The sequence below is a fragment of the Methylobacterium nigriterrae genome (assembly GCF_037106235.1).
Classification (GTDB): Bacteria; Pseudomonadota; Alphaproteobacteria; order Rhizobiales; family Beijerinckiaceae; genus Methylobacterium; species Methylobacterium nigriterrae.
Genome location: NZ_JBAWTG010000830.1, coordinates 1 through 275, shown reverse-complemented (window position 1 = coordinate 275; position 275 = coordinate 1). Strand labels below are relative to the sequence as shown.

1 pseudogene is annotated in these 275 nt (G+C 60.0%); it reads right to left on the bottom strand.

From position 1 onward, the window contains the following. Positions 1–275 (bottom strand): annotated as a pseudogene (locus tag WDW90_RS39330) (homoserine O-acetyltransferase); the annotation flags it as partial.

The window sequence follows — 275 nt, the reverse complement described above, 5'->3', positions numbered from 1 at the left end:
AGTAGGATTCCACCTCGAACTCGACATCGTAACTATAGTGGTAGCGGCCGTTGGCCTCTGGCTTGCGCTGGGTACGCCCGCATTTCGAGGCCATGACCTCGTCGGACTGATAAGTGATGTGGCCCACCATGCGCGCGACTGAAAGGCCATTCACGGGAACCACCCCGTGCGCATAGTAGTCGCCGTCACAGAAATCAGGATCCGTCAGGATCGCACGGCGCGCCACCTCGTTGAATGCAATATTCTGCGCCGACAGCCGCGCGGTACTGGCGACG